Source organism: Sphingobium chungbukense (assembly GCF_001005725.1).
Lineage (GTDB): Bacteria > Pseudomonadota > Alphaproteobacteria > Sphingomonadales > Sphingomonadaceae > Sphingobium > Sphingobium chungbukense.
Window position 1 is genome coordinate 156,048 of record NZ_LBIC01000012.1, and the last position, 21,862, is coordinate 177,909.

At 55.6% G+C, this 21,862-nt stretch carries 19 protein-coding genes; 10 read left to right on the top strand and 9 right to left on the bottom strand.

Annotation, left to right across the window (positions count from 1 at the left end; all coding sequences use genetic code 11):
- Window positions 1-68 precede the first annotated feature (68 nt).
- The 3 genes from YP76_RS22065 (at window position 69) to YP76_RS22075 (ending at window position 3,355) form a co-directional block, all read left to right on the top strand.
- Complete coding sequence (locus tag YP76_RS22065; RefSeq protein ID WP_052757548.1) at window positions 69-632, top strand: VOC family protein; 564 nt, start codon at window positions 69-71, stop codon at window positions 630-632.
- 230 nt (window positions 633-862) lie between these two features.
- Window positions 863-1,672, top strand: coding sequence for an SDR family NAD(P)-dependent oxidoreductase (locus YP76_RS22070; RefSeq protein WP_046765747.1), 810 nt, complete (start codon window positions 863-865; stop codon window positions 1,670-1,672).
- Window positions 1,673-1,888: 216 nt separating this feature from the next.
- Window positions 1,889-3,355: a benzaldehyde dehydrogenase gene (locus tag YP76_RS22075; RefSeq protein WP_046765748.1), complete on the top strand. Its 1,467-nt coding sequence runs from the start codon at window positions 1,889-1,891 to the stop codon at window positions 3,353-3,355.
- Window positions 3,356-4,283: 928 nt separating this feature from the next.
- On the opposite strand, the gene YP76_RS27960 is transcribed toward YP76_RS22075, so the two are convergent.
- Complete coding sequence (locus YP76_RS27960) at window positions 4,284-4,592, bottom strand: hypothetical protein (protein WP_198147579.1); 309 nt, start codon at window positions 4,590-4,592, stop codon at window positions 4,284-4,286.
- A 280-nt stretch (window positions 4,593-4,872) separates the two neighbouring features.
- On the bottom strand, window positions 4,873-7,269 hold the full coding sequence (locus tag YP76_RS22080; RefSeq protein ID WP_052757549.1) for a TonB-dependent receptor: 2,397 nt from the start codon (window positions 7,267-7,269) through the stop codon (window positions 4,873-4,875).
- A gap of 234 nt (window positions 7,270-7,503) precedes the next feature.
- Here YP76_RS22080 and YP76_RS22085 point away from each other — a divergent pair, with 234 nt between their 5' ends.
- Complete coding sequence (locus YP76_RS22085; protein WP_046765749.1) at window positions 7,504-8,265, top strand: SDR family NAD(P)-dependent oxidoreductase; 762 nt, start codon at window positions 7,504-7,506, stop codon at window positions 8,263-8,265.
- Window positions 8,266-8,305: 40 nt separating this feature from the next.
- Window positions 8,306-9,586 (top strand): metal-dependent hydrolase family protein, encoded by a 1,281-nt coding sequence (locus tag YP76_RS22090; RefSeq protein ID WP_046765750.1) that lies wholly within the window; start codon window positions 8,306-8,308, stop codon window positions 9,584-9,586.
- Between the two features lie 623 nt (window positions 9,587-10,209).
- Here YP76_RS22090 and YP76_RS26775 read toward each other — a convergent pair.
- Complete coding sequence (locus tag YP76_RS26775; protein ID WP_052757550.1) at window positions 10,210-11,469, bottom strand: helix-turn-helix domain-containing protein; 1,260 nt, start codon at window positions 11,467-11,469, stop codon at window positions 10,210-10,212.
- A 383-nt stretch (window positions 11,470-11,852) separates the two neighbouring features.
- Here YP76_RS26775 and YP76_RS22100 point away from each other — a divergent pair, with 383 nt between their 5' ends.
- The 5 genes from YP76_RS22100 to YP76_RS27965 all read left to right on the top strand — a co-directional run bounded on the left by YP76_RS22100 (window position 11,853) and on the right by YP76_RS27965 (window position 16,931).
- Window positions 11,853-12,659, top strand: coding sequence for an SDR family NAD(P)-dependent oxidoreductase (locus tag YP76_RS22100; RefSeq protein ID WP_046765751.1), 807 nt, complete (start codon window positions 11,853-11,855; stop codon window positions 12,657-12,659).
- 184 nt (window positions 12,660-12,843) lie between these two features.
- Window positions 12,844-13,926, top strand: coding sequence for an alpha/beta hydrolase (locus YP76_RS22105; protein ID WP_052757551.1), 1,083 nt, complete (start codon window positions 12,844-12,846; stop codon window positions 13,924-13,926).
- A gap of 497 nt (window positions 13,927-14,423) precedes the next feature.
- Window positions 14,424-14,915: a VOC family protein gene (locus tag YP76_RS22110; protein ID WP_046765752.1), complete on the top strand. Its 492-nt coding sequence runs from the start codon at window positions 14,424-14,426 to the stop codon at window positions 14,913-14,915.
- Window positions 14,916-15,242: 327 nt separating this feature from the next.
- The gene (locus YP76_RS22115) at window positions 15,243-16,025 is read left to right on the top strand and encodes an SDR family NAD(P)-dependent oxidoreductase (protein ID WP_046765753.1); all 783 of its coding nucleotides are present in this window, start codon (window positions 15,243-15,245) and stop codon (window positions 16,023-16,025) included.
- A gap of 546 nt (window positions 16,026-16,571) precedes the next feature.
- The gene (locus YP76_RS27965) at window positions 16,572-16,931 is read left to right on the top strand and encodes a hypothetical protein (RefSeq protein ID WP_157035858.1); all 360 of its coding nucleotides are present in this window, start codon (window positions 16,572-16,574) and stop codon (window positions 16,929-16,931) included.
- A gap of 376 nt (window positions 16,932-17,307) precedes the next feature.
- Here YP76_RS27965 and YP76_RS22120 read toward each other — a convergent pair whose 3' ends face one another.
- From YP76_RS22120 to YP76_RS22145, 6 genes are read right to left on the bottom strand one after another with little or no spacing between them, the layout of a single operon-like run.
- On the bottom strand, window positions 17,308-18,093 hold the full coding sequence (locus YP76_RS22120) for an enoyl-CoA hydratase/isomerase family protein (RefSeq protein WP_052757552.1): 786 nt from the start codon (window positions 18,091-18,093) through the stop codon (window positions 17,308-17,310).
- A 3-nt stretch (window positions 18,094-18,096) separates the two neighbouring features.
- Window positions 18,097-18,876, bottom strand: a complete 780-nt coding sequence (locus YP76_RS22125; protein WP_046765754.1) for an SDR family oxidoreductase — start codon at window positions 18,874-18,876, stop codon at window positions 18,097-18,099.
- Entirely contained in the window at window positions 18,873-19,652 is a 780-nt protein-coding gene (locus YP76_RS22130) for an SDR family NAD(P)-dependent oxidoreductase (RefSeq protein ID WP_046765755.1), read from the bottom strand. The genes YP76_RS22125 and YP76_RS22130 overlap by 4 nt, the downstream gene beginning before the upstream one ends.
- Window positions 19,639-20,007: an EthD domain-containing protein gene (locus tag YP76_RS22135; RefSeq protein WP_046765756.1), complete on the bottom strand. Its 369-nt coding sequence runs from the start codon at window positions 20,005-20,007 to the stop codon at window positions 19,639-19,641. The genes YP76_RS22130 and YP76_RS22135 overlap by 14 nt, the downstream gene beginning before the upstream one ends.
- A gap of 17 nt (window positions 20,008-20,024) precedes the next feature.
- Entirely contained in the window at window positions 20,025-20,753 is a 729-nt protein-coding gene (locus YP76_RS22140) for an SDR family NAD(P)-dependent oxidoreductase (RefSeq protein ID WP_046765757.1), read from the bottom strand.
- Complete coding sequence (locus tag YP76_RS22145; RefSeq protein ID WP_046765758.1) at window positions 20,750-21,862, bottom strand: saccharopine dehydrogenase family protein; 1,113 nt, start codon at window positions 21,860-21,862, stop codon at window positions 20,750-20,752. Before YP76_RS22145 ends, YP76_RS22140 begins: the two co-directional genes overlap by 4 nt.

A 21,862-nucleotide genomic window follows, 5' to 3' on the forward strand; every position in this document is an offset into this window, starting at 1 on the left:
ATCAAATCTATGCTGATTAGTATGCGGATGACGCATCGTGAAACCTGCATGTGATTGGGAGTTACGGAATGACCAAACGTATAATTTCGAACAATTCCGACATTACGGTGACGAGCGACACCACTCTGTCTAACAGCTTCATCGGCGATACGATGCAAATATGCGTGGTGACACGAGACCTCTACCGGATGCTCGAGCAATTCACCAGAATCGGTGTGGGGCCATGGCGCATCTACACGTTTGACCAGAATACAGTCCGTGACCAGTCCTTCCGTGGGGAGCGGCGACCCCATTCTCATCGCCTCGCCCTCGCATGGTCAGGCACAACATTTTGGGAAGTAATCCAGCCCTTGCATGGCGACACGATCTATACGGAGTGGCTAGAAAGGCATGGTGAGGGCATCCAGCATGTTGCCCAGACGTGCGGCGCCTTGACCTTTGACGAACGTATCAGGGAGTTTGGACGTCGCGGCTACTCTGTGACCCAATCGGGCAACTTCGAAGGAAAAGTTCGGTTCGCCTATGTTGATACCGAAGATACGACAGGCTTTGCTATTGAATTGATCGACTTTCCTGATGGCTACGACATGCCTGAACCCGAAGAATGGTATCCGGCGCCGCCGCCGAAGTGACGTTTGCAGAGATCAAGAGCATGGGCTTGCTAAAGCCTTAGGGTCTCCGCAAGCTGCGGCGTTCATTCTGCGTACGGCAGCACGCTTACCCTCCGCGATCATCGTCAGTGCAGTGGGTATTATCCGTCATTGCTCCGACTGGGGCAGAAGCCCCACTACCTATCCATCGCGAGCCAGTGTTCGGGCGGCCGTCATGTGGTTCAGGTTTTATAATAGTTCGGGAGGAAGTCATGAGCAGCATTGTAGCGCAGGAGATCGGTATCCCTTGCACGCCAGGCCTCAGAGGTAAGCGAGCCATTGTGACAGGTGGCACCCAAGGAATCGGGAAGGCAGTTGCGCAAAGGCTTCTAGCGAGCGGAGCCGATGTCATCATTACCGGTAGGGATGAGCGGAGAGGCAATGAAGTTCGCCAGGAACTGTCTGAGCTCGGTAGCGTCCACTACATTCAGCAGGACGTCGCGAGTGAGGATGGATGGCACCGGGTGATGTCGGCCGCTGCAGAAGTGCTCGGCGGCCTTGATGTACTGGTCAACAACGCTGCAGCATCGGTCTCACAGACCATAGCCCAATCGAGCGTGGCGGAATTCAACGCGGTTCTTCAGACGAACCTTACTTCCGTATTCATGGGAATTAAGTTCGGCGCGGAGCTGATGATGCAGAGTGGGGGAGGGGCGATCGTTAACCTTTCATCCGTCGCTGCCGGCAAAGCACATTCAAATCTGCAGGCGTACAGCGCCAGTAAGGCCGGTCTAGAGGCGCTTACCCGAGGTGCGGTCTTAGAGTTTTCTGAAAACAAGCAGAACATCCGGATTAACGCTGTCCGCCCCGGTTACATCGAGACCGACCTCAGTGTCGATTTTCTCACAGATATCGGCGGATCAGTTGAAGGTGGTCTCGCGATAATGGTGTCGCAACATCCGATCGGTACCATTGGTCAGCCAATGGACGTAGCGGCGATGATCGCATTCCTGTCTTCAGATGACGCCAGGTTCATCACCGGCGGAATTTTCTCGGTCGATGGGGGGTATCAGATACGCTAGTGCTATCTGCCTAACGAAGGGGTCCGGAAGGGATACCCCCATCGACGCTAACGCGCGAGGGTGCGGCACGCGCACCGGGGTATTCCTCACGGCTTCGCGAAGTTTGAGACACTTGGAACCTCGGTTTCAGCGATCGAGGATTTCCTCACCCGACAGTACGCAGGCGCACGTGTCACCGACACTGCGTCGTGTGGAGCAGATCACTGGAGAGGTTTTATGACGACTACCGAGAAAATGTTGACCGAAAGCCATCTGAGCGGTCAAATCTTTGATGGGAGTTGGAAGTCCGGCGCCTCGGTATCTGATGTTATCGAGCCAGCCACCGGAGCTGTGATCGCCAAGATCGGCTTGGCTGATCCAACTATGATCGCAGCGTCTGCCGCCTCGGCCCGCAAGGCCCAGGCCCAATGGCTCGCGCTAAGCCCTGACGATCGTGCAGCAGTCTTCACAAAGGCTGTTGAGATCGGTCGGATGCATTGGGATGAGATCACTGAATGGGTCATGCGTGAAAGCGGATCGGTTCGCGCGAAAGCCGAATTCGAGCTCTCGGTAACTTTGAAGTGTCTGCGTTTTGCAGGAGCCATGCCCCATGAGGCGCAAGGTCTCGTCTTACCGGCTGAAGCTGGCCGTACCAGCCTGGCGAAGCGTCGGCCTCTCGGAGTGGTAGGGGTGATCTCACCGTTCAACTTCCCACTCTATCTTGCGATGCGTGCAATCGCACCAGCCCTCGCGGTTGGTAATTCCGTAGTGGTAAAGCCTGATCCTCGTACATCTGTATGTGGTGGCCTCGTGATCGGCCGTCTTTTCGAGCTTGCTGGCCTACCAGCAGGCGTGCTGCAGGTCGTGCCCGGCCGGGGCGATGCCGGTGAAGCGCTATGCAGCGATCCCAATGTGGCGATGATCCAATTCACCGGATCGACCAATGCCGGCCGTATGGTCGGACAGACCGCGAGCAAGCATCTCAAGAAGGTCTCTCTTGAACTGGGCGGCAAAAATTCGCTGATAGTCCTAGAAGATGCGGACCTTGATCTTGCGCTCAAGAACGCCGCCTGGGCGGCGTTCCTTCACCAAGGGCAGATATGCATGTCCGCCGGTCGGATTTTGGTACATCAAGCCATAATCGACGAGTTTGCTGCGAAGCTCGGCGAGAGGGCTAAAATCTTGCCGGCCGGTGATCCAATGAGTGGGACGGTAGCGCTGGGCCCGCTCATTAACCAGCCACAGCTCGATCACGCGAAGGCTATTCTGGATAAGTCCGTATCCGAAGGCGCCCAAATTGTAGCTGGTGGCACTACCGAAGGCCTCTTTCTCTCAGCCACCGTTCTCAAGGGCATAACACCCTCGATGGCCGCATTTAGCGAGGAGATTTTTGGGCCGGTTGCCGTGCTCGTGCCATTCGCAACCGACGATGAAGCCGTCGCTCTTGCCAATGACACCGAATATGGTCTCTCGTCCGCCGTCATATCGAAGGATGTTGGGCGGGCAGTCGCGCTGGGCGAGCGCTTGAATGCCGGTCTTGTCCATATCAACGATCAGACAGTCAATGACGACGTGGTCAATCCCTTCGGTGGTGTTGGCGCATCGGGCAACGGTACCTCGATCGGTGGACCTGCTAACTGGGACCTCTTCACCGAGTGGCAGTGGGTCACGATCAAGAGCGCGCCTCCGGCCTATCCGTTCTAGTGAGGCAGTCGAAGAGCAAATGTCGATCCCTGGGGCCCGCCTTACGGCGGACCCCAGAAGCAAGTTTTTGGGCTGGAACTAGCGGAACTGCGACACGTGTAGCGGTCGACTCGCGAAACCCTCCAAAGTAGGTCCGGCAAGTCCACGGGCGACGCGAGAGTGGATAGCTCATGGTGGTCGATGAGACGGCGCGAAGGAGGTCCGAGGGCGTGACCTGCCTAGATCCCGGAACCGCTGCTGGATTACCTGGATCCATTCGAGCCCGGTCACTCTCACCAAGCCGTTCGATCGTGGTGCGCCGCGTTGAAGAGATTGCGCCGACCATCATCACGGTGGGGCGCCTCCGGTTTGGTGGCCGCCGAGCCGATGAATGCTGCAGTCTGCGAGTGACATACCGCGGTGTAGTGCAGGCTAGGCCAGCGCAATAATACGCTTAGCATCGCTATTCCCACCTCCCCGCAGCACTCTTACATCAGAGCCGAGGCATGGTGCGACTTACTGGAATATTGGCGGAAATTCTTGCCAATCGAAAATCGCTGGTCAGCGGCTGCGTCACCCGGGGCAGATTGAAATGAGGAGTAAATATGCCTCAACTAGCCTTGATCCGCAGAATAATCATCAATCAAAGTTCTCATCCCGCCCGAGCGCTTCTGCACGTGCGTCCGCGGTCTTAGCAATCAACCGAAGTGCAAGCGATTGCCGAATTGGTGCGCCCGACTCTATCCGTCGCCAGGTATTGTAGCTGATGCCAAATTGTCTCTGAAGGGATTCATCTGTCCGGCCTGCACATTGCACGCGAATGAATTCAGCGACATCATCTGGAAGTGATATCATAGCTCGGCGCACTTGGCTGCGAGATTCTCTTTCCACCTTTGGCATCCTATCGAAGTCTTTCGCGGCTATTTGACAAGCGGGCACAAGACAACCGTTAGATGTCGCGTCTTGCCTCAGGCTGGCGTTCAGTCCAACATGCAGCGCCGTTCTTCCATTTGTGAGAAATGATGGGCTGCTTCAGGGAGCGCAGGGTTTCTGTCCGAAACTCTTTGGCAATCCGGCCGCCTAAGCCTCTATACGCAATGAAATTTCCAGATTGGACAATCACGTTCCAAGTGGCCGCCACATTATCTAAATGAAATAGAATCGAGGCGAAAATAGAGGTGGATATAGCATCCCAGCGGGAAATGCCGGCTTCATCTAGTAACGGTTGATGAAATTGGCTGTCCGGCGCATTCAACAAGTTCTGTCGACAGATAGCCCGGCATCGGATGAATTGTAGTTTAGATAATAGCTCTGCCAACCCCCAGGTGTCAGAACGACTAGGTAGCCTGTCCTCATCCCTTCCGGTGTCTCTGGCCTCAGCTGGATTTACCTTGCCGACCGGGATGGATCCCGGCCGGCAACGTCTCAGATCGCACTGGCCGGCTCAGGCGAGAGAATAGGGGTAAGCTGGTCAGCATCCGTTGATAGTCGGGAATATGATCAGCAAACACCCATTCTCAATATGCCACCGCGTTCAATCAGTACCGAAACCGCAATGTTACGCCATAAGTCGGGGCGTTGCCCGTATAACGAATGACGTAATCGCCTACACGGCTACCTGCGGTGGTCCAGAAGGTATTGAAGATATTTCTCCCAAATACTTCAGCCGTCCAGCGTCCGTTCGGACCCTCAATGCCAGCTCGTGCATCAACCAGAGTATATCCCCGAACAGATATGCTGTCTTCGAGTGCCGCGACCGTTGGGGCATGTGTGTAAAGGGCACTCGGAGCAGAGGTCCGGCTCGTGACCGTTCCGCCGAGAAATGCGGACAATTGGTCGTTCAGGCTGAACTTATACTGGGTGTCGAAAACACCTTGCCACTTCGGGGTAAACGGGAACTGATCGCCTTTGAAGCTCCCCACATCGCCGAATGGGCCGATAGGAAGACCCGGATCTGACAGGATCTTAGATTCAATATAAGTCCCGCCAATGCTAAGCTGCCACCCTGGGACCGGGCGCGCAACTACGTTCAATTCAATGCCTTGGATCTTGGACTTCGGAATATTCACCAGTGAACGCAGCGGACCAAACGGGAAAATATTTGCGAAGCCTAGCAGCTGCTTATTTCTATAGTCGTAATAGAACCCTGCCGCATCGACGTCGATTTTGCGATCAAACAGTGAGAGCTTGGTTCCAATCTCATAAGCCAGAACTGACTCCTGAGAGACAGGCGTGAACTGGGTCGTTAATGCAGCTGCGAGTGTCGGGAAGCTTCCGGATTTGTAGCCTTTGGTGACGTTTGCATACAAGTGGAAGGATCGGCTGGGCTGCCAGCTGATGTTTCCTCGCCAGGATACATTGTCCTCGTTCAACTTCGACTGATAAAGTTGAAGCGTCGGCCTGAAAGTAGTTCCATCAAGTGTACCGCAGGCACCATTTGGGATCGTTGCTGCCGAACCTGACAGGGCTTCCGACAGGAATTCGAATCCGCGGGAAAACTGTCCATCGCCAAGATCGCGGCTGCACCCGGCAAAATCGCGATTCTGCTTGGTGTAGCGGAGGCCTGCCTGCGCACTAAGCGTGTCGGTAATGCGACCCTCCAACGATCCGAAGACGCTGTAGGTATTGGTCTTCTGATTATTGATAAAGCCATAGGAATTCCAAAGGTGAGCAGCGTCAATGCCGTCAGTCGTGAAATCCGACGTTAATGTCAGTTCTTCCTCATCAATCTTGTCGTACTCGTAATTCGCGCCAGCGGTGATTTTCAGATTGGAAAGGAGGGGGCCGCTAAGCCTAACTTCCTGAGCGAACGTTGTGACCTTCCCTACGACCTGGACGACAGATGCTTGATAGGTCGTACCGTCCTGATCGATCGGAGAGTCGCGATTATATTTCGCGAAGCTCGAAAGTGAGGTGAGTGTAAAATCATTGCCCAATTCCAAGTCGCCGCGCAGCGCAAACTGGTACTGCCAGTTGTTCTGGCGGAAGCGCCCTTCAGGATCGAAGGCTGCTGCCCGGTTGTCCTCCGGCGGGCGAGGGAAGCTGCTGACAGGATACTGAATGGGGAGAGTACCTTGCGGTACAACGTTGATGATCTGGGGAGCCTGAGTCTCGGACGTATCCTTCCACCCGCTCGCGCTCAACTCGAATTTCAAGGCACTCGACGCCTCCCAGTCGAGGAGCAGGCGACCGTTGATAAACCGCTTACGGCCGAGCCTCTGGTCGGTGGTGTAGCCTTTTTGCCATCCGTCCGCGCGCTCGCCGCGAACAGCTACACGTGCTTTGAGGGTGTCGGTCAGAGGACCGCTGATATAGCCTTCGCCCTCCACGTCGGCGAAGCGGCCGCCGGTAAGTTCGATGCCGGCATGGAATTCATCTGTCGGTTTCGCGGCGATATAGTTGACTGCACCGCCGGTGGTGTTCTGACCGAACAACGTGCCTTGGGGTCCTTTAAGAACCTCGACGCGTTCCAGATCAAGAATTGCGCCTCGAGCCATTGGCGCGAGTGGAAGTGGCACCTGATCGACATAGGTCATCACGGCCGGACTTACGCCAAGCGAGTCGTCATAGAACCCGACACCACGGATGAAATAAATCGGAGCACCAAGACTGCTTTTGGTAGAGGTGAAACCCGGTACAAGCTTGCCAAGGTCCTCCACAGTCGTGACCCCCTTGGCCTTCAGCTGCTCACCGCTTGCCGCCGTGATAGAGACAGGGACATCCTGCAGGCGTTCATTGCGCTTTTGTGCGGTGACAATGATATCACCGGTCTCAGCCACAGAAGCGCGAGTTGCAGAGTCCTGAGGTGCCGTAGCGTCTGCCGCCACCTGCGCATGAACCTCAACTGAGGCGAGCAACGCTATGCCAAGCGAAATGAGCGAGCTCGAACGGCCCAGCTGCCTGATCGCGGCGCGATCAAAATGCACATATGTCATTACCAAAACCTCCCCTAATTTTTCGTAGGAGGTGCAAATGCCGGTACGCCTGAGGGTTCGCAATGACGACAAATACCTAGTTATTGAGCGGTGTAGCAACCTCCTAACTCGGAGCCTGGGTGTATCTAGGCGCGACGCCCTTGGAACCGCTTTCCTACCCAAAAATTGAGTGAATCTCGTCATGTCTGGCGTCTGGAATTCCTGCGAATAACGAGACAATTGCAGGAAGTATCAATGAACCGACTACTCGAAGACAAGATTGTCCTGGTGACAGGCGCGGCCGCTGGCATCGGCCGTGCGATAGCAAGCCTTTGCGCTGCAGAAGGCGCTCATGTCGTTTGCACTGACATAGATAGGCAAGGCTTGGATGCACTTGTGGCGGCCGTCGTGCAGTCGGGCGGGACGGCCGAGTGCAGGCTGCTTGATGTTTCTGACGCCGCTGCTTTTCTCGAGTGCGTGGCAGATATCGCTTCTATGCACGGGGCGCTCCATGGTGCCGTAAATAATGCCGGCATACCGGGGGCAAACGCCTTCATTGCCGACTATCCAGACGACGTCTTCCAGCGCGTTCTTGATATAAACGTTAAGGGCGTATTCAACGGCCTCAAGGCGCAGATCCCGATAATGCTGCGGCAGGGGTGCGGCGCAATCGTCAATGTAGCGTCGATTGGCGCCCTTGTTGGGAAGGACGGCCAGTCCGCGTATATCGCAAGCAAGCATGCAGTTCTCGGAATGACTAAGTCAGGGGCGCTCGAGTATGGTCGGGCGGGCGTTCGAATTAATGCTGTTTGTCCGGGAATAATCCGCACGGCGATGATCGAGAAGATCATCGCCAACGACAGGACTCCAGCAGAGGTTTGGGATAAAATACAACCGATCGGAAGGATGGGTACTCCCGAGGAGGTTGCCGAAGCTGTGATTTGGCTCCTCTCTGACCGATCGTCACTCGTTCATGGACACGGCTTAGTCGCTGATGGCGGCTACACAGTCGGCTAGCAAGAATAATTGATACTATTAATATTGGTGGAGGAGCAGGATGGGTTCGCAGGCAGGTTCGATTATCTTGAAGCATGCAAATATTATCGACGAGGGTCGATGCATGGGACAAGCAGACATTGTCATCAAGAAGGATCGCATTGCGGCAGTAATGCCCGATGCTGGCCCCGGCGAGGTTGGGGACGATCTGCTCGATTGTTCAGGGCTGACAATTATGAGCGGTCTGTGCGATGCACACGCCCATCTAAGTTGGATCGATAGCGCGGACTTCAATAGTATCGACAGTCTGCCGGTCGAGGAGCACATGCTGCGGACTGCAGATAACGCTCGGACATATCTCGATGCCGGTTATACAATGTGTGTGGGGGCTGCAGCAGCAAAGTTGCGCCTTGATGTCGCGATCCGTAACGCGATCGATGCCGGGCAGGTGCCGGGTCCGCGTTACTTGGCAAATGGACCGGAAATCAGTTCGACCGGAAGCTATATCGATCAGCTCCCCGAATCCCGGCCTGTCGCAGAGTTTGGCCTCATCGCGGATGGTCCGGATCAAGTTCGCAAGCAGGTGCGGCGGCTGCTGAAGCAGCGCGTGGATCTGATCAAACTAGGTTTGTCTGGCGAAGAAATCGTCGGGCGCCCCGCCTCGGGTCAGACTATTATGGACGACGATGAGGTCGAGATGGCGGTCACCGAAGCTGGAAGGATGGGGGTTCGAGTGTGCGCTCATGCCCGCAGCGCGGGGGCAGTTCGACTGTGCCTCGACCACAATGTGCCGATTATCTACCATGCCAGCTTCGTCGACGAGAAATCAATGGACGAGTTGGTCCGGCGTAGGGATGAGTTTTTCGTAGTTCCTTCGCTTGCCTTTATCTACCGGCTTGTAGAAGGTGACGGCGAGCCCTTTGGTATGCCTAAAGCCGTCGCGCAACATCTCTATCAGGCGGAGGTGGACGCTGCCGTGGCGGCGATGCGTAGGCTTAAACGAGAAGGGGTTCGTATCCTGCCTGGTGGCGATTACGGCTTCGCATGGTGCCCGCATGGCACATATGCGCGCGATCTTGAATATTTTGTCGATCTGCTCGATTTCACACCGGGGGAGGCGTTGGCTGCCGCGACTGTGCTAGGTGGAGAAATCATGGGTCGCCCAAATGACCTGGGCCGTGTAGCTCCAGGATATCTTGCAGACCTTATCTTGATTGATAGCGATCCAATTTCCGATATCAAAATATTGCAAGAGCGTGAGCGTATTGTCGGCGTCATGAAGGGCGGACAATTTTTCCGCCGCCCGTCGTCGCAGCGTGGTGAGGTTCAAGGTAAGCAGTAACGGACTGCTGCTTCTAGGAAAAAAGAGCGTCGCCATAGCTGAGAATAATAGGGCATTGGCGACGTCTCGCTCACTGACCGCAAGTCGCAAAGCACCCGTCGATCCTGCTCGCGAGCAGATCGCTTATTTGCCACCAACGAAATTGCGTCGGATAGTTAGGGCCGTTCTTAAAGGGGGCTAACTATTCACTTTTATCTTTGGACCGTGCAGACGCCAATTTACTTTGCCCTTCGGCTGCGGGAGGAACTGATGCCCTCTGCGGTATCAAGAAGCATGGAGCTACGAGCGAAATGCGTCCACAACGGATCTTAGCGGCGCGGATGTTGCCTTGAAAGCTCCCGCAATAGTCAACGATCGTCAGTAAGATGATGCAATCGCCACATCGAACGGCAAGATGTCTAGACAGAGCTGCCGGAGGATCCGGATTATTGCAGACCTTGATGCCGGCCAGCACGCCTAGTGTATTGTGACGTCTCGCTGCAATTTCGCGTAATGGGCTGCAACGTCGGGTCCTACAATGGAACCCGCGCAGATGATCAAACGCTTATCCTTGCCGTTTTCCAACCATGGCTTACGCCTAATTGTTGAAATTTAATGTTACCCAAATAAGCGCCTACGCTAGATCAATTGTTTTCAAGGCCATAAACTCGCGCAACGAGCTCGGTACGGGAATTGACTCCAGTCTTCTGGTAAATTGATCTCAGGTGGTTCTCAACCGTGCGCCTGCTTATGCCCAAGTTGTTCGCGATTATCTTATTCATATGGCCTGCAGCGATTTCATGTGCGATCAGCGACTCCCGCTTGGTCAACCCGAATTGATCTCCAAAAAATGTAGTGTTGCGCTGCGGTCCTGAATCGATCTTCAGAATATACTGGTTGCGAAAAGTGTCATTTGAGCACTTCTCTACTGAAACAGAAAGCATCGTCCCATCGATGTAGATCGATTCCGCAAATGGCTTACCTGTGTTTCCGTTATGCTCACTAAAGGTCGAGCAGATCCTCTTAAAATCTTCCAGACTGTGCGTGTTGTGATCGATTTTCAGCAACGTGCGTGCAGACATGTTAGCGAAAAGGATCTTACCCACCTCATCTAGGATTATCGTGGGCGCCGTCAGGCGATCGCCCTCAAGCGATGATAAGAGAGATGCTCTTTCATCGGAGAGTTTCTTGAGTACGCAATGTTCGACAGAAGTCGACAGCGCGGGCAGCAGATAGTTCAGGTTTAGCTTATCGGCCTCATCGAAGGCTCTGAAGCGTCGAGGACGATGAAAACCGAACGCGTAAGCTCGCGATCTGTCATGCCGCGATCGAATCAGCACAGCCAGTTTATGATACACGTCAACCTTACTTAGAAAATCTGTGTAGTATTCGCTATTGATCAGAGAAAGCTCAGGGACGCGGTCGCTCATAGACATGACCGTAGCCGATCCTGGTGCGATATTGTAGTCGCCCATTCCGCTGGAGAGCTGCTTCATCAGCGGATCCATGTTAAAATAAACGTCTCTGTACTCAGAAAATCGCCAGAACTTTCTGTGATGCTTGCAATCGATCGCATCAACCGCTTTACGATCAAGATCGATCCCAAAAACTATCGTCGTTTCCGCGCCAACGAAATTAGCGATCTCTCTTAGCGCTTCACCCGACACATCTGGTAGCGCAAAGTCGGCCAGAATGATTTCTTGTGCATCCTGAAGTGCGCTTCTGGCACTGTGCCCTCTCTCCATATCGGACCCTTCGCTGTAGAGGCCGTCTTTAAGCTGCATCGACCCTAATCGAAGGACGCCTCTCTCTATACGGGCCAGCGTATCATGAATTTGCGGTAGGCAAAAGTATCCTTCGGTGGCGCGGAGCGTGTAGATGGCGGTGGTAGAGGTCTCCTGCATCAAAATGGGCCGAGTTCCCGTCTATTGCATGGGCGCTTGAAAGTTGGACGGCTGAAAGACCTTCAGCGGGTGGTTCCAGTGTGGGAGCGGGTGGCGAACAGGGCACGGGCCTCCATGACTTGCGTTCGTACGACTTCGCTTGGCCAGAGCGTTAGGCCGATGGTGCTGAAGCCACAGTGTTTCAACGCAGCATGTCCCGGGGTCCGTCGGGGTCGCGTTGGAAAGCGCCATGCCGCGTATAGGTGTTTCCCGCTATTGCGACGGATTCGCCCGACGCTTAGCCCTCTCTCCCTACAGGATCGATGCGTTCTCGGTGACTTGCGTGAGGCTTTCCTCTCGCCTGAAGTTGCGCGGCTGATCGAAAAACATGAGGAGAAAGATGAGTGCTGAAAGGGCAGATATGCTTCGTTACAGGTGCAGCCTCTGGGATCGGCCGCGCCATCGCGGAGCTCTTCGCAGATAACGGCGCCGAGGTCATCGCCAGCGACGTTCAGATCGATCTACTCAACAGCTGGATCAGTGCTCGCAACGCGTCGGGTGGTGTTGGATCGGTGTCCGCGATCGAGCAGGACGTTACAGACGAAGCTCGCTGGATCGCGATCTCAAAGGAGATCGCTGACAAGCACGGCCGGCTTGATACATTGGTGCACAATGCCGGCATTGGCGTTGGAGCCATGCTTCAGGAGATGGAGGGCGCTGTGTGGCGGCGTCAGGTGGCTATCAACCTTGACAGTGTGTTCTATGGAACGAAGGCGTTGTTGCCGCTTCTCAAGGCGCCGGCTTCGGCGTCCGTTATTATGATGTCGTCAACCGCTGGTATACGTGGAACTCCAGGCCTTTCAGGCTACGCGGCAACGAAAGCGGGCGTGCGGTTGTTTGCAAAGTCGATCGCCCTCGAACTGGCGCATGAAGGTTCCCGAATTCGCGTGAATTCAATTCATCCCGGCATTATTGGTACGCCGCTGTGGGATTCTGAGGACGGCGCGGGCCACCTCATGGCTGGTAAGCTTGACGCGATCGACGGGAAGACGAACAAAGTCGACATTAACCGCGTCGCCAGTGTGGCCGTGCCTGGAGGCATAGCGGGAACGCCGCTCGATGTGGCGAAAGTTGCATTGTTCCTCGCTTCAGATTTGTCAAGCTACGTCAACGGTGTCGAAATTCCGGTAGATGCGGGCGTTTCCGCCTGACCTGGCTTGGGCGGTCCATATCGCGCAGCAAAGAGGTCGGGTGCGCACCCCGCCGCTGCGCTGGTTGGTGGCGAAGCGGGATGGCTGCCTCTTCAGTAATCACCTAAAATTGCGTAGTTGGCATCGCGCGTGGGTGGCATAGTGTGCAAATACGAAGAATATTAAATGTAGGGAGGCGATAATCATGACAGTGGCAAATGGTGTCCACGCAGACAGCCTGATTACCGAGAACTACGTGGATATTTCGCGTGGAGGAATTCGCTATCTCGCGTCAGGCCCGACTGAAGGTCCGTTGTTGATCTTTATTCATGGTTGGCCTGAGTTGGCGATTAGCTATCGGCACCAGCTCCCTATTTTCGGCGCGCTTGGTTTTCGTGCTGTGGCAGTGGACATGCCGGGCTCAGGAGGCTCGGTCGTTCACAAAGAGCAGTCCGACTATTCGATGGAGAAAATCAACGCAGATCTCATCGAATTTCTTAGCGCTTTGGGTCGCGATAAAGCTGTCTGGATTGGACATGATTGGGGGAGCGTGATGGTCTGGGGGATTGCTTCGCATTACCCGGAGCATTGTCATGCAGTAGCGAGCCTCTGCGTCGCTTATGCTTGGGCCGAACGTGGCATTGATCATCTCATTTCACTTGTGGATCGTGACTTCTATCCAGAAGCCACGGATCCTAACGGACAATGGGATTATTGGCGCTTTTACCTCGAGCGCTTCGATGAAGCGTGCGCGTTCTTTGACGCTAATGTCGACAAAATTTTCAAAGGACTGTTCGTGCGCGGTGATCCTGCCGCTGCGGACTTGCCGGCGTTGACGGCTGGAATTTTCCGAGCTGGCGGATGGTTCGGCGGCAAGCCGCCTGAGGCCGAGCAGATCGACCCCGCTGTACTCGATGAAATTGCGCACGCGGCATATGTGGCGGCGTTCAAGAAGACGGGTTTCTTTGGAGCGGATTCATTCTACATCAACACCTACACAAACGTTGAATATACCGATCGCTCTGTCAACGACGGTATACTGGAAATGCCGGTGCTGTTTCTGAATGCCGCATATGACTACACGTGCGAAACGCAACGCTTCTGGCGGCAGGGAGAGGCTATGCGCATCCGCTGCAAAAATCTCACTGCGGTCAACATTAAATCTGGCCACTGGATGCAGCAGGAGAAGCCAACTGAGGTGAACGCAGCGATCGCACATTGGCTAGCTACTTCGGCGCAGATTTGGGCTGCACTGCCTGAACCCGACTGGAAGCCGCTACCAGAATAGTCGATGTGGTTTCTTTGGATCCGATGGGGAATCCTTGATCTGCCTCAAGCTATCAAGCCGCGCAGATCCTTCTAGGATCTCGGTTTTGGGAGCTGATGCCATACGGCCCTTGGCAGGACGACCCGGTGCGAATTGCTACATTCATCGCAAATCCAGATGTGAACAGGCAGTCGCTTGGCCGCTTGTTTTGACCCCGGCCGAGTTCGACAAAGGGCCTGTGATCAGCGGATGGAACTGCATGGGTGATATGCGTCATTGTCAGTTGGCTCAGTTGGAATGAGACTTGGAGCCGAGATACTGCGGTTTGCTCGACGGACGCCCAAATCGCAGCGACAGCGACGGTGAATGAGGGTGGCTTAGGAGCGCCCCAGAATGCTGAAGATGCTGCGACACTTCGATGGTCGCGTGTCAGAATGTAGCATGTGGACGTATACAAAAGTGACTTGGAGCGTAATCTCCAAGATGAAATAATCAACATAATATAGGAAGGACGCGGAATGATACGGGGAATTCATCATGTTGCAATCGCAACTGAGAATCTGGATACCATGCTGGATTTTTACGTCGGATTGCTCGGATGCGAGATCGTGGTGCGCTACGATTGGGATAAGGGGAGTCACGAGGCAGACGTTGTGGTGGGCCTGAAAGATTCGTCGACGCGTCACGCAATGATTAAGGCAGGCAACGCCTATATCGAGCTGTTTCAGTATCTCACCCCTCCAGGGCGCCCGCCCATCAGGAACCGCCCGGTGAATGACTGTGGACTCACCCACATCTGCTTCGACGTTGTCGGTGTGGAAGCAGAATATGAGCGGCTCAAAGCGGCTGGTGTATATTTTAATGGCCCGCCGCAAGTGTTGGGCGGTATGGTTCACACGATTTATGGTCGGGATCCAGAAGGAAATGTGTTCGAGATTCAGGAGATCATCGACCCGTCGGTCGATTTCCTAATGGTCGAGTTTTCTGGGGACAATCAGCGCCCCGATTGAAATAAGCGCGGTTCCAACTGTACCCTCTGGAGCCGCTAGCCCACCAGCTTAATGTACCAGTTCTCATGTTAATAGCGAGACCACCCTCTAGCTTTGGAATATTGCAAGGTGGTTTGGTAAGAAAAGCGCATGAGAGATCGCATTAGAGCTGGTGGGTGAAGATGATTAGATAAGGTTAAGCTAAGATTTTACGGATTATTTACGGCGGATCCATCCCGGTTTCACTGAGTGATTTGTGCTACGTATAGCCAAGTAAATTTAGCGAAAATTCATTCATGCGCGAGAGCGGCCGCCTCTACTTCGGGCGGCTCAATAGGGAGAAAGATAGTGAGCCGCTTGGCAGGGAAAGTTGCGTTTGTGACAGGCGGAGCCTCCGGCATTGGGCGAGCGGTCTGTCGTCGATTTGTTGCCGAAGGAGCCTCAGTTGTTGTTGCGGACGTTAATGCCACAGGGGCCGCTGCTCTTGCGGACGAACTGGGCGACAAAGCAATATCCAGGAGAATTGACGTTCGCCTTGAAAGCGATTGGGTGGACGCTTTGGATTTGGCCGTCGCCACCTTCGGGCGCCTAGATCTCGTCTGCAATATAGCCGGTATCGGTCGCGGTGGATCTATCGAGGAGATAGATATGGCTGACTGGCAGGCAATGGTCGACGTCAACCTCACCGGTCCGGTGCTAGGTACCAAACATGGGATCAAGACCATCGTTCGAAGCGGTGGCTCGGGTGCTGTTATAAACATGTCATCGATGTTGGGAATGTCCGCTTCGGCGGACCTGGCAGGCTACGCTGCCGTAAAGGCTGGGGTGCTCCTCCTGTCTAAATCTGCAGCTCTGCATTGCGCAGAAAAGCGCTATCCTGTCCGTTGCGTGTCCATTTTGCCTACGTACGTAGACAGCGAAATGTTAGACCCTCTCGCGGAAAGTGCAGATGCGCTGAACGAGGTGAAGCAGCACATGGCGGCCCTTGTCCCGGTGGGACGAATTGCAACTGTGGACGACGTAGCAAATGCAGTGCTGTTTGCGGCATCCGATGAAGCGGCAATGATCACAGGGTCTGGGATAATTGTAGATGGAGGGCAGACTTCTGGTTTGCCGTCAGCTCACTTCTAAGGGGGGGGGGGCGCTGCAGAGCAACCGGTTGCATTAGCTCAATCAAAAATTGGTGTTTTGGTGGACTGAGAAGGGGGCTCATCCGTCAACGCCCGATCGCGGTGAACGTACGTATTATATGAGAGACGAGAACCTCGAAACACGGAGGCATAGGGTAGCAGCTGAGAATTTCCGAGAATCGCAGCAGACGAGCCGAAAACGTGATGGTATCGGTTCCACTGCGTTTGCGGGGCAAGGATACGAAGTGCAGTCTCGCCACCGAGGGCGATCATAAAGAGCGGCGGCGCAATATTGTGCCCCGTGCTTAAATCGTTGTCTATGCGGAGCGAAATGCGAGTGGGTGGCTGAACAATGTCTGACGACAGCCATCAGAATGGGTATCTGCCTGCCTCACTTTCGTAAGAAACTGTGGAATTTTGCTTGGATGCCACACGCGGAAATATTTCGAGTTTTCTCTGGCGAAAATTCGACACATGATATTGACCGTTCATACGAGCGGTCTATATTTGTGCGCAGAGCATGTGATCGTCAGGAGATGGTTGTAAGGTGGCATTCCGTGTGGAAATTGAGCCGGGCCGCAACCGTGTGCGCATTACATTAAGTGGCTTCGCAACCATTGACGATGTCTACCAAATGGAGCGCGACTTTCTCTCTTCGCTCAGCAGAATGCCCAAAAATGGGGCCATGTATCAGCTACTATATGATGTCTCTGAAGCAAGGATACAGAGCCAGGAGGTTGTAGCTGAACTCCACGATTTGTGCCGTCGCTCGCCTAGAGTTTCAGCATGCGCTTTAGTCAATGCCAGCGCTCTTGCTGGAAGGCAGTTGGGGCGTATATTCGAGGGTCTCGGGCCAACGATTTTCAACGACTACGGTGCTGCGGTAGAATGGCTGGACAGTCGTTAAGATAGCGGACTGGGGTTAGATCCAGCCGGGCAAGCGCTAAATCTCTCAGTATCGTCGCATATTTCCTCGGACGGAATAGCCTTCGTCCGAGGTGTTGTTCGTTCCCACGCGCGCATCTGTATGAGATTGGGTTAGGGAGGTGCCGTGGCTGAGATCCTTTGCGCATTTAGAATGATCTCCGACCTGGCAGCCTCGCGCATTTGAGCATGTGCACAAAAAAGGCCGCCCGAGGGCGGCCTAAGTTAGGAGAGGATGCCTGAAAGGCATAGTGAATGTGGCAGATTTCGAAATTTGTGCAAATGCGAATAAGTCATTGCACGATGCGAGAATTGCAATCAGTTACTTTGCTAGGTTACGAGACCTCGCTAGAATAGTTCTAATCCAAATCGTCTAGAAATGCTCGTCGTCGCTCGGGTGCCGTCTGAATATATCGGCGCATCGTCAAAATAGCTTCCTCGGACCGCATTGTATCAAGGAAGGCATTTGCTTCGCGACTGAGGCGTTCACCGGATGGCTCGAGTGACAACTTTATGTTGGCAATTGCCCGCGGGTTCAGCGACGCAAGATCTGCAGCGATCCGTATGGCCTCCTGCAAGGCGTCGCCGGAGAGGTGATGGACAAGACCGATTGCGTGTGCGCGTTCGGGCGTAACGATGCAGCCAGTTAGGATCATCTCACGCGCTTTGCCTTCACCGAGGAGATCGACGAGACGCTGGGTCCCGCTACCCCCCGGCATGATGCCGAGGCGCACTTCCGGCAATCCCAAGCGAAAATCACCTCGCTCAGCGACCCTGATGTCGCACCACATTGCTAGCTCGAGCCCACCGCCCATGCAGTCACCACCGATCGCGGCGACCACGGGCTTTCCGAGCGTAGCAAGGCGCCGGAGAAGGGCATGATAGCCGTCGCTGAGGGCGGTCCCGATGGACTCCATTGCCTCACGGTCTTCGCCAAATGCGATTAGCTCTTCAACGCTGTAATGAGTAATGAAGCGTCCCTCTGCGCCCGTTAGCACGATCGCGCGTGCATCCGATTGCTCCCATTCATCGATAAGCTGGGAGAGCTCCTGTGCCGCAGCCGCAGTGAAGTACCCCATGGGTGGGTTTGAGAAGCGCGCGATGATCACATCGCCGGTTCTAATGACAGACCAATGCATCATCATGCCTCAGACCATGTTCATGCCGCCGTCCACCACCAGCGAAGTACCGGTGACGTAGCGGCTCTCGTCCGATGCGAGGTAGAGTGCGGCGTTGGCGATATCCTGTGCGGTCCCTAGATCACCCATGGGAATCATTGCTTTGAACTTCGCCTCGGCATCGGCGCCGGATCCCAAGCCAAGTCGCTCCGCCGTGCCTGAATAGATCGCCTCGATCATCTTCGTTCGCATTTGTCCCGGATGGATTGCATTGCAGCGAATCCCCTCAAGCGCTCCGTGGGAGGCCACTGACATTGTGAGTTGTCGCACAGCGGCCTTCGATGTTCCATAAGCTGTCTGGAACGGCGTAGCGAGGAGGCCTGCGATCGAAGACAGGTTGATAATGGAACCGCCACCGGCCCGCCGTATGGCGGGAATGGCGGCTCGGCAACCGAGAAATGTTCCCTCTACGTTTATGGTCTGCACGCGACGGAACTCGTCGAGCGGTGTATCCTCCGGGCTCACCTTCTTCATGCTGCCTTCGGTGCCAGCATTGTTGACGAGGACGTCGAGGCGGCCAAACTTGGCCTCGGTTAGCTGCACAATCTCAGCCCAACGTGCCTCGTCAGCTACGTCCTGACGCGCTCCCAGGCATCCTAGTTCGGCAGCCGCGCCTAGGACACCAGTGCCGTCAACGTCTGTTATGAGGACCTGCGCGCCTTCACGAAGAAAAGTGAACGCCATTGCTCGGCCGAAGTCACCGGCGCCACCCGTAATGAGTGCGACCTTACCTTCAAGTCTCCCGCTCATGTCTGATATCCACCATCAACTGAGAAAATGCTGCCCGTTACAAATCCCGCCTCATCCGAGGCGAGGTAGGCGACAAGGGCTGCGACATCAGCAGGTTGACCGATCCGCCCAATGGGATGCTGTGCCTGCATGATTTTCAACCCTCCCTCGATTGAGCCACCGATGCTCGCGAGAAACTCTCCGCTAAGATCTGTCTCGATATAGCCGGGACGCACAGCATTCACTCTTATCGGCTGTCCGGCGGCCCCATATTCGAGAGCAGCGCAGCGGGTAAGCCCCTCAACGCCCATCTTCGCGGCCGAGTATGCCGGGAGCGTGGCGTGTCCCTTTCCGGCCGCGACAGATGACAGGTTCACGATCGCGCCGCCCTTGCCATCGCGCAGCATCGCCTCGGCACCTAACTTCATGCCTAGAAACACCGATGTCAGGTTAGAATCCAGCATCGACTGGAATTCTTGGACTGTCGTCTCAGCTATAGTCGCCGCTGCCGATGCTGCGGCATTGTTTATGAGGACGTCAAGTCGTCCAAACCGACCGAGTACGTGTTCGAACACATGATGCCATGCCTTCTCCTCGGCCACATCCTGCTGCACAAATGAGAAAATCTCAGGACTGTCGATCTGTGCTTCCAGTTCCAAGCCACGCTGGGCGTTGCGGGCCGTGGCAATGACGATCGCGCCTTCCGACAGCAGACGTTCGACGATGGCACGGCCAATGCCTAGCGTGCCTCCGGTGACCAGGACGACCTTGCCGTTGAGGCGATCAGCAAATGACATGTTCGTGCGTCATGAAAATAGGTGATCGGGCGAAGTCGATGAACTCACCTTCGTCGTCGAGCAAGTCTGCCATCGCCTTCTGGCCTTCAGGAGAGGTGAGGGCAGCCATTGCCTGCTCCTCACTGTCCCACCATCCTTCCATGACGCCGTCGTAGCCGTCCAGGCCGCCCCGCGCAGCCGCCATCGCACCGTTCATTGCGGTGTCGTAACTGTGGCTCTGAACGTAGCGCACCATCCCAATGGCTTCAGCACGCTCCTTCACTAGACCAGCATGACGGCCACGCCAGTAAGTCTGGAAGCTGTCCCGACTAATACCTTCCTTGCGGGTCAGGCAATAAATAACCTTTATTTGCATAGTCCTCACCAAAATCCTTATTGGGCGGTGTAGCCGCCATCCACCATCAAACTCGTTCCCGCGATAAAACTCGCATCGTCCGAGGCGAGGAAGAGCACTGGAGCGGCGATCTCGTTGGGATTTGCGATCCGGCCAATCGGGTGCAGAGCAATGACTTGTGGCATCAGCTCGTCCGTGACACCCGCCTCAATCATCGGGGTCATTACAAAGCCGGGGCACACCGCATTTACCCTGATCCCCCTCGCCGCATACTCAATGCCGAGCGCGCGCGTGAGGTTGACCACCGCACCTTTCGACGCCGCGTACGCGGCATGTCCCGGGAAGCCGACGTGGCCATGGATCGATGCAATATTTATGATTGCCCCGCCGCTGCCTTCTTTCAGCATATGCCGGATCGTGGCCTGCGCCATGTAGAAGCTGCCGTCCAGATTCACAGCTTGAGTCCGGCGCCAATGGGCCTCGCTCACGCTCTCGGTCGGCTCCAGCGAACCGATACCGGCGCTGTTGACCAGGATGTCGATACGGCCGAGTCCTGCGACTGCGTCCGCAACAATGGTCGCTGCGGCATCAGCCGTGCTGACATCTCCAGCCAATTGAAGGATGCCGTCGACGCCACCAGCCGGCAACCGCAGATCGACACTGGCTACCCGCGCGCCTTCGGCGAGGAAAGCCGCGCAGCATGCAGCACCGATGCCGGACGAGCCGCCGGTCACGAGCACGGTTTTGCCGGAGAAACGCCCGCTCATCGGATGGTCTCGGCTGTCACGAGGCCAGCGTCCTGCCACTCTTGAAGCAAAGCACGCGCCCCGAAGGCTATGGAGGGCGGCACAAACCCATGTGCGCGAAGCTGTCCGGCAATCACGCGCTGAAGAACGATCGCACCAATATGGCCTGTCTGGTCGTATCCGCGGACACCCCACAGAACCGCAGTCGCGTGCGCCATCTCGCCGCGTCCGTGGCAGGAAACGATTGTCCGGCTGATATTGGGATCGTCGCGCGGCGGTTCCTTGGTGGTCATCTGGTGACCCATTTCGTTCGTCGCCCGCTCCTGTACATCAGCCGGCTGGTCCGCCCACTTCTCACGAAACTCGCGGGTCAGCGCTGCGGTGCGCTCCATATGCTCGGGGCTTCCGAAACTGACCAGTACCTTGCAGTTCCGAACTGTCGCGTGATCCTGATACCAGATCGGCTCGGCGCCGCCGGACCATGGGAGGCAAGTCAGCACCTCGTGTGTGCCGGGAGCGACCGCCTGGAAAGTGGTCGCCGGTGGCCACTCGACCAGTTCCTTATTCACGAGCTTCAGCTGAGGCTGGCAGCACATGCGGAGGAAGGACAGGGTGGAGGCAACCGAAGGAGAAGAGCCGAGCGGCACGTAGAGGATGTCGAGCGTGTCGATGCCGGCGGTCTCAAGCACGAGTGCGGATGCCAGGTCGCCGCTCGCCCACATCATAGACATGCACGGAATCAGCGTCAGTTTCGCGGCGGCGAACTTATTGCCCCACGTTACCCGGCAATGCGCGGTCCAGTCCTGCTCACCGCTCGAATCGAAGTAATGGCAGCCGGCGGCGAGCGCTGCTTCCACGATCGGGGAAGCGAGCTGCATCATCGGACCAACGGTGTTGTAGACTGCCAGCTTGCCGCGGAACAGCTCTGTGAGCGGCCCAACTTCGCAAGCGACGCCCTGGACCTCATATTGGGCTCCGGCGAGCTCGGGATTGTTTGCCAGTTCAGCCTTCAGTCGCTCAGCGTTACGCCCGGCGGCGATGAATGGAATGCCACGCGCCGCCAGCTGGCCAGCGATCATTTTCCCGGTGTATCCGCTCGCCCCGTACAGGACGACCTTAGCTTCGCTCAT

What these genes read in the sequence shown, in the direction of transcription:
- YP76_RS22090 (WP_046765750.1), top strand. Translation starts at nt 8,306, where the DNA reads ATGGGTTCGCAGGCAGGTTCGATTATCTTGAAGCATGCAAATATTATC.
- YP76_RS22075 (WP_046765748.1), top strand. Translation starts at nt 1,889, where the DNA reads ATGACGACTACCGAGAAAATGTTGACCGAAAGCCATCTGAGCGGTCAA.
- YP76_RS26775 (WP_052757550.1), bottom strand. Translation starts at nt 11,469, where the DNA reads ATGCAGGAGACCTCTACCACCGCCATCTACACGCTCCGCGCCACCGAA.
- YP76_RS22105 (WP_052757551.1), top strand. Translation starts at nt 12,844, where the DNA reads ATGACAGTGGCAAATGGTGTCCACGCAGACAGCCTGATTACCGAGAAC.
- YP76_RS22085 (WP_046765749.1), top strand. Translation starts at nt 7,504, where the DNA reads ATGAACCGACTACTCGAAGACAAGATTGTCCTGGTGACAGGCGCGGCC.
- YP76_RS22070 (WP_046765747.1), top strand. Translation starts at nt 863, where the DNA reads ATGAGCAGCATTGTAGCGCAGGAGATCGGTATCCCTTGCACGCCAGGC.
- YP76_RS22130 (WP_046765755.1), bottom strand. Translation starts at nt 19,652, where the DNA reads ATGTCATTTGCTGATCGCCTCAACGGCAAGGTCGTCCTGGTCACCGGA.
- YP76_RS22080 (WP_052757549.1), bottom strand. Translation starts at nt 7,269, where the DNA reads ATGACATATGTGCATTTTGATCGCGCCGCGATCAGGCAGCTGGGCCGT.
- YP76_RS22110 (WP_046765752.1), top strand. Translation starts at nt 14,424, where the DNA reads ATGATACGGGGAATTCATCATGTTGCAATCGCAACTGAGAATCTGGAT.
- YP76_RS22065 (WP_052757548.1), top strand. Translation starts at nt 69, where the DNA reads ATGACCAAACGTATAATTTCGAACAATTCCGACATTACGGTGACGAGC.
- YP76_RS22120 (WP_052757552.1), bottom strand. Translation starts at nt 18,093, where the DNA reads ATGATGATGCATTGGTCTGTCATTAGAACCGGCGATGTGATCATCGCG.
- YP76_RS22140 (WP_046765757.1), bottom strand. Translation starts at nt 20,753, where the DNA reads ATGAGCGGGCGTTTCTCCGGCAAAACCGTGCTCGTGACCGGCGGCTCG.
- YP76_RS22135 (WP_046765756.1), bottom strand. Translation starts at nt 20,007, where the DNA reads ATGCAAATAAAGGTTATTTATTGCCTGACCCGCAAGGAAGGTATTAGT.
- YP76_RS22145 (WP_046765758.1), bottom strand. Translation starts at nt 21,862, where the DNA reads ATGAGCGAAGCTAAGGTCGTCCTGTACGGGGCGAGCGGATACACCGGG.
- YP76_RS22125 (WP_046765754.1), bottom strand. Translation starts at nt 18,876, where the DNA reads ATGAGCGGGAGACTTGAAGGTAAGGTCGCACTCATTACGGGTGGCGCC.